Origin of the sequence: Christiangramia echinicola DSM 19838, assembly GCF_000423065.1 — a bacterium.
Classification (GTDB): domain Bacteria; phylum Bacteroidota; class Bacteroidia; order Flavobacteriales; family Flavobacteriaceae; genus Christiangramia; species Christiangramia echinicola.
Window position 1 is genome coordinate 1 of record NZ_AUHG01000005.1, and the last position, 6,680, is coordinate 6,680.

Sequence of the window (6,680 nt, forward strand, 5' to 3'; positions counted from 1 at the left end):
GAGTAAACAGGCCAATGCTGATAGTAAAGCCTCCAGGTTTACCAATAGCTTTGCCGGAGGTACATTACAGTATTGTTCACCCGAACAGATCAAAGGATTGCCTTTAAAGCTGAATACCGATTTATGGAGCTTTGGAGCAATCGCCTACGAGATATTTACTGGAAAAGCCTTGTTTCAGGTGGAAGGAAGTACTTCAGCCAGTGCGGAGTGGCAGAACGAGGTGTCGAAGAAGATTCTGCATGAAGATTATTCAGCAAAGCTGGTTCAGCTTCCCGGCAATTGGCCGGCGGTCGTAGCGGCCTGTCTGGAACGCGATATGAACGAGCGGGTAAAGGATGCTGAGGAACTGTTGAAGATACTCAAAGGAGAAACTTCAGTTGAAGATTCTGCTGCAACCCAGATCTTACCCCAAGCCGATAATAATGCCACGCAGATATTCAGTAAAGAACCTGCGGAAGAAAAGAGAGAGGAAATAAAAACCGAATCAGGAACTAAAAAAGCGCAGGTAAAAAAAACACCTGAAGAAAACAAACCGAAGAAACAGGATGTAAAATCTACGCTCCCTAAACCGCAAAGCTCGAATAAGAAAGTATGGATGGGAATAGCAGCAGGACTTATCACTGCTGTGGCGGTAGCTTATGGGTTTACTTATATGAATACTTCTGATAGCGAAAATCGATCTTCAGCAGAAATAGCTGAGATGCCGGTAGTGTTTAAGAAGGACAGTCTTTTTGGGTATAAGTCAAAGGGGAAAATAGTTGTCCATCCTTCCTTTATAATGGCCGATGGTTTTATAGAAGGCAAAGCCAAAGTAAGTACCAAAGACAGTACTTTTTTTATAGATACAAAAGGTGATTGGACAGCAAGTTATTCTGATGATAACAGAGAAGAGGCTATAGCCGATAATAAAAACAATAAAAAAGAGGAAGAAAAAACTGAAGAAAAGAATAAGGAATCAGGAAGAAAGTTAAGTCTGGCTGAGCAGAAAGCCATATATGAAGAAGGAGAGATTTATTATGAGAAAAAGCAGTATAAAAAAGCTTATGAGAAATATATTCAAATAGCAAAATTAGGATATGCTGAGGCTGAATTTAAAATCGGTAAAATGTACTATCATGGCTATTATGTAAGAGAAAATAATACAAAAGCCAGAGAATGGTATCTGAAAGCTGGAAAGCATGGGGATAATAGAGGGAATGGAAACATTGGTTATATCTATTACATGGAAAAAGACTATGTGAAAGCTATGGAGTGGTTGTTGAAGGCAGCAAATGATGGGAACGACGTTTCCATGAATAATATCGGAGCAATATATATAACAGGCGGGCACGGGATTGAAAAAAATGCAGAAAAAGGTGTAGAGTGGTATTTAAAAGCAGCAGAAAAGGGTAATGAAACGGCGATGAATAATCTTGGAAATCTATATGAAAATGGGAATGGAGTTGAAAAGGACGTAAATAAGGCGGTTGAATGGTATAAAAAGGCTTTTGATAACGGAAATGAAGATGGGGCCTATAACCTTGGAAGACTCTATTGGAAGGGAAATGGCGTCCCCGAAGATAATAAGTTGGCTCTGGAGTGGTTCAAAAAAGCTGCGGCAAAAGGTCAAACAGATGCGATGGCTTATGTAGGTCATGTCTTAGAATATGCCAAAGATTTAGGTTATGACTGGGAAGAATCCAGGAAATGGTATGAAAAAGCTGCTAACAATGGGAATCGCTGGGGAAAACGTGAATTAGGTGAATTCTATTTGTTTGGTGTTGGCGGCGTTTCTCAAGATGAAGAGAAGGCAAAAAAGCTATTCAGAGAGGCGGCCAATGCGGGAGATGATCATGCTAAAACTTATCTACAGGTAATTTCAGATTTGAGAAATGAAAAATATTATCAGGTAAAAGAATCTGAATATGACAATAAATTGTTTATCAAACCTGAAGGACTTCAATTTCTGAACGAACAAATGCCAGTAGTGATGAACAAATATACTAATAGCTGGAACATTAATATTGAATATGAATTAGGAGAATCAGCCACCGGTGTGCAGATTTGGCCTTATAAAGGTGGAAGTGATGAGATTGGATATGCTGCATACAAACCTTGTTCTGCCTACCTTGAAAAAGAAGGAGAACATACAACCGGAATCTGGTGGACCGATGGTGGTGAGAAATATGCAGATGGAAGCAGGCAAATAGGTTATTTATATGTAAAGGGCGTATTTTATGGGGAAAAGGAGGAAGTAAAGATTAAAATTCCCATGATAATTTGCTGGAAACCTAAACATTATTATGAATAAAAATGTTGGTTAGAAATGACTTTTTATATAGGAAGAAATAACGATAACGATCTGAAATTAGCCAGCCCTTCGGTAAGTGGCGAGCATGCCAGAATTTCGATTAGCGATGATTATCAAAGCTATGTATTGGAAGACCTGGACTCAACCAATGGTACTTATATTAACGGTCAGCCAGTAGCGAAAAAAGAACTTTCCAAAAAGGATAAAATAATCTTGGGTAAGGAAGAAATTCAATCTGAAAAGCTGTTTAAAGAATTAAAATCTTTTATTCATAATAAGCGTACAGATTTTTCCGAGGAATTTTCAACTCTGCAAATGCTGGAAAGGAGTTTCCAGAAAGATAAGGATAAGGCAAATAAGTTCTTTAAGATCAAATCTGCAGCCTTAAGACTTGCTGTAACTGTTGGAATAATGCTAATAGTAGGACAATTCACCCCTAGGGAATACAGAATTTACCTGATGGGAGGCATTGGGTTAATAGGTACTGTAATTTCTACTCTCTCAATGTCTGAAGGCAGACTCAGAAATAAAATTGAAGATCTAACAGTCGAATTTATGAGTTCTTTTTCATGTCCCAAATGTGAAATGGAATTAGCCGGTAAAAGCTGGAAATACTGGAAATCTAAAAAGAACTGCCCAAAGTGTAAGTGCACCTGGGTTAAAGAAAACTAAACATTAGATGGCATTATTTAAATGTAAAAAGTGTGGAACTAAAATTCCTATAAAAAAGGAATGGCTGGAAAACGGAGTCAATAAAGTTATCGAGTGTAAATCGTGCGGTAATAAAATGAGGTTGAATCTTCCAGCCTCTGAAAAAAAGGAACAGAACGGGACTGTTATTCTCTCTAAGGATTCAAAGAAATCTGTTCCTAAGAGACTAACAATAAGATCAAAGGATACCTTTGATTTTTATATTAAAAAAGAAAAGGAAAAGTATTCCATCAAATTTGGTAGAAACCCAAATAAAGGCATAGACGAATCTAATCAAAGCCTGTTAATTAACGATCCATTTATATCCAGGGAGCATGGGATTTTTAACATTTTCAATTCCCGCGGGGAGATGAAAATCACATTAGAGGATCTTGGGAGCTCGAATGGTACTTCAATTAACGGCAACAGGATCAATAGTGGTGATATAGTGTATGTACAAATCGGAGATGAGATCTTAGCAGGTAATACCGTTATAAAGATCCAATAAAATTAAAATGATGAGTGAAAATAGTGGTCAAAAAAGGAAGTTTTTAATCCGGGGTGTTAGCAAAAAGCAGTTACAGCAAATTAAAAACGGGAAACTCCCATTATCATTTTTTATGGGGTTCGTAAGCGGGATTAACATTAGCGCTTTTATCCCAAATAGGTCAGATAAGAGCTCAACAAATATTGATGGAGATAAAGAGAATAATTCTGACGAATTAAATGAAGATACGACCGAAGAGTGTATTGATATTGAAATTCCTACTACGATGGAATTCGCTTCCGGGATAAATGACGAAATGAGTTTTAAAGACGCTTATGAGGCGGCCAGAAATGATGTGGGAGATGAAGGCTTTTTTAACTGGAAAGGAAATTCCTATCACACTCTTACAAAAGAGGAATGGGATAGTTTATCAGAGGAAGATAGAGCAATGATCTCTAAAAAAATTCAGGAGAATTCAAGTTTTGAGTTTACTAAGGTAATTGAAGATGATACTGATAAAGATGACGAGAACGCTGATTTTGAATTTGAAGATGACTACGAAAATGAGAATGAGGAAATTCCAGATGATGAGAAAATTGAGGAAATTACTATAGATGATCTGATTCCTGATGAGGAAGATAATGAGGATTATGAATATGTAGAACTGGACGATTTTGCAGAAACCGATGATATTATTTCCGGTTTAAATGATGGAGAAGCTGAAGAAGATGAATTTAATTCGGCTGAAAATATTGCAGATAATAGTGAAACAGATGACTTCCTAAAAAAAATAAACGAGTTTGAAAATAATAATGAAGATTCCGATGATTTTGCTTAGAACATGAAAAAACTATTATTCCTTATTTTTCTATTATCCTTTTACTCCTGCAAAGTCACAACGGTAGAAAAGCAGGATTTTAAGATCGATCTTCAAAAAGATGGTACAGGCGGATATGTTTGGAATTATATTCCTTCAAGTCCTGATATCACACTTGTTGATTCTGTTAGGATTCCAATGAAAGATTCTACTGGCTTTATAAGGTATTTAAGACAATATAATTTCCGGGCTACGCAGCTAGGTTTGTATAAACTACAATTTATTAAGAAACGGCCCTTTTCCAAAAGCAAGGATACCGCCGAAATAGTTGAAAAATTTTGGATTCGGATTAAAGAGTAATTATAATGAAAAACTTTCTGACATATTTTTTTATAGCAGTAATTTCTTTTTCTGTCTCTTCACAGAATAAAGGCAGAGGACTCATAAAACCAACTAAGGAAGAGTACGCTCAAAGTATTCAATTGAAAAATTCTTACATAGGTGATGGAGAAAAATTATATGCCATGACCAAAGAAAACTTTGGGGATCCAAATGCAGCAACCTTTGATCTAAGACGAATAAATGGTGTTACTAAAATTAAGGATCAGGGGAATTGTGGATCCTGTTGGGCATTTACGAGTCTTGCAACCATTGAGTCCAGTTATAAGCTTATCAATAACAAGGAGATGGATTTATCTGAACAACAGCTGGTAAATTGTTCACCTAACGATGGATGTTCCGGGGGCTGGTATTTTACAGTGTTCGAATGGCTAACTTATTATGATAAGGAGGTAAGTCGTGAATTGGCTTTACCGTATAGTCAAAATGAAGAGAATTGCTCTATTACTCCTTCTACCAATATTAGATTAGCCAATTGGGGTACATTGCCTCATAGTGCAAGTCAATTGGAGATAAAAGATGCAATTGTAAAACATGGTGCCCTTTCCGCTGCTTTATTCTCTAATAATCCATCTTTTATTAATCATGATGGTAGTGATGTGATAGAAGCTAGTAATAGTAAAAATGTAGATCATGCCGTTGCGGTAATTGGATGGGATGATTATAAGGGGGCTTGGTTGATAAAGAATTCCTGGGGATCTGACTGGGGAGATAATGGTTACGGATGGTTAAAATATAATTCTGCCGGTCTTGGTTATTTTGCCTGGGCAGATGTGTTTAAAGAGGATACTGAAGAAGAAAAAAATAAGTCTGAAGAAAAAGAATTAAATAAAATTGACTTTACCAGAACACTGGGAAGTCTTCAATTATACGAAGAATTATATGTGAAGGTAGATGGAGATGAGCCAAAGGTTTTTGGTATGAATAAGAAAAAAACAAGATATCACAATACCATTTATTTACCGGAGGGAAAACACAGTATTCAGCTTGTATCTAAATCCATTCTTTCAAAAGGAAAAAAACGATCAATTCTATTCGGTTATTATAATAATGAAATAGAGATCGATGGTAATAAAACTTATAAGATATCTTATAAATCACGAAAGAAGGACTCAAATATATTTTACCTGCAAATAGAGGAAATTTAGAAAATACTATGAAATATTTTAGCTTATTTACTTTAATGATTTGTTTGTTTTGGAACTTAGGTATGTCTGCACAGGATACTGGTGTAGCCTGTCAGCAGGCATTTAATTATAAAGTCGAAAAAAATGAATATGGCAGTTATGTACTGCAGGTAAAACCTTATGTAAAGGCTCCATGTGGTCATCCGGTGAGCGATATGGAAAAGAAGAATAAGCTTTGGGGAGTTTTAGTCTGCTATACTGTAGATGGGCAGCAAAAGGTTAAGAGACAGGATATGACCTATGATATAAAAACGAAAGGGTTTTACCAAACCTATTTATCTTATTCTGAAGATAGCCCGGTTAGCGATGTGCAATTGTTCTATTTTGATGCTTCGAAAGATTCTTCAACCTATCCGGAGAAATCCTGTTCATTTTTTAATCGTAAGTAATAACAATGACCGAAGAAGAATTTTTCAAACGCTACAGTTTTAATGTTAGGGAAGATAAAATAGGCGGCGGTAGTTTCGGTACCGTTTATAGGGCCTATGATAATGTGCTGGATCGTGAGGTAGCCGTAAAAGTATCTGAAGTTCGAATTTCCGGGGATAAAGAGTTTTCATTACAGGAAGAATTTAAAGCTATCGAAAAGCTCCCTCCACATGCCAATATTGCGAATTATGAAGAGGTACATACTTTTGAATCTTTTAATGGTGTGTTCGATTATGCCATTATGCAGTATTACCCATTAGGAAATCTTGATCATTTTCTTTCCAAAAATGAATTGAACCAGGAGAAGAAAGAGACGTTGGTACTTGCTATAATAGATGGAATTGCACATTTGCATAAACATCATATCGTTCAGCGAGATCT

General features: G+C 36.3%; 8 protein-coding genes. All 8 read left to right on the forward strand.

Annotated features, from left to right (window positions below):
- Window positions 1-2,290, forward strand: a 2,290-nt coding sequence (locus G530_RS17185) for a tetratricopeptide repeat protein (protein ID WP_156888578.1), incomplete at its 5' end; no start/stop codon positions are given.
- A gap of 15 nt (window positions 2,291-2,305) precedes the next feature.
- Window positions 2,306-2,962, forward strand: coding sequence for an FHA domain-containing protein (locus G530_RS17190; RefSeq protein WP_051199616.1), 657 nt, complete (start codon window positions 2,306-2,308; stop codon window positions 2,960-2,962).
- Between the two features lie 7 nt (window positions 2,963-2,969).
- On the forward strand, window positions 2,970-3,488 hold the full coding sequence (locus G530_RS0100360) for an FHA domain-containing protein (RefSeq protein WP_026932636.1): 519 nt from the start codon (window positions 2,970-2,972) through the stop codon (window positions 3,486-3,488).
- A 7-nt stretch (window positions 3,489-3,495) separates the two neighbouring features.
- A complete protein-coding gene (locus tag G530_RS17195; RefSeq protein ID WP_156888579.1) occupies window positions 3,496-4,305 on the forward strand; it encodes a hypothetical protein in 810 nt (269 codons plus the stop codon).
- A 3-nt stretch (window positions 4,306-4,308) separates the two neighbouring features.
- On the forward strand, window positions 4,309-4,644 hold the full coding sequence (locus G530_RS0100370; RefSeq protein WP_026932638.1) for a protease inhibitor I42 family protein: 336 nt from the start codon (window positions 4,309-4,311) through the stop codon (window positions 4,642-4,644).
- A gap of 5 nt (window positions 4,645-4,649) precedes the next feature.
- On the forward strand, window positions 4,650-5,831 hold the full coding sequence (locus tag G530_RS17200; RefSeq protein ID WP_051199619.1) for a C1 family peptidase: 1,182 nt from the start codon (window positions 4,650-4,652) through the stop codon (window positions 5,829-5,831).
- A gap of 44 nt (window positions 5,832-5,875) precedes the next feature.
- A complete protein-coding gene (locus tag G530_RS16370; protein ID WP_205619183.1) occupies window positions 5,876-6,259 on the forward strand; it encodes a hypothetical protein in 384 nt (127 codons plus the stop codon).
- A 5-nt stretch (window positions 6,260-6,264) separates the two neighbouring features.
- Window positions 6,265-6,680, forward strand: a 416-nt coding sequence (locus G530_RS0100385; protein WP_026932639.1) for a protein kinase domain-containing protein, incomplete at its 3' end; no start/stop codon positions are given.

What these genes read in the sequence shown, in the direction of transcription:
- G530_RS17190 (WP_051199616.1), top strand. Translation starts at nt 2,306, where the DNA reads ATGACTTTTTATATAGGAAGAAATAACGATAACGATCTGAAATTAGCC.
- G530_RS0100360 (WP_026932636.1), top strand. Translation starts at nt 2,970, where the DNA reads ATGGCATTATTTAAATGTAAAAAGTGTGGAACTAAAATTCCTATAAAA.
- G530_RS17195 (WP_156888579.1), top strand. Translation starts at nt 3,496, where the DNA reads ATGATGAGTGAAAATAGTGGTCAAAAAAGGAAGTTTTTAATCCGGGGT.
- G530_RS0100370 (WP_026932638.1), top strand. Translation starts at nt 4,309, where the DNA reads ATGAAAAAACTATTATTCCTTATTTTTCTATTATCCTTTTACTCCTGC.
- G530_RS17200 (WP_051199619.1), top strand. Translation starts at nt 4,650, where the DNA reads ATGAAAAACTTTCTGACATATTTTTTTATAGCAGTAATTTCTTTTTCT.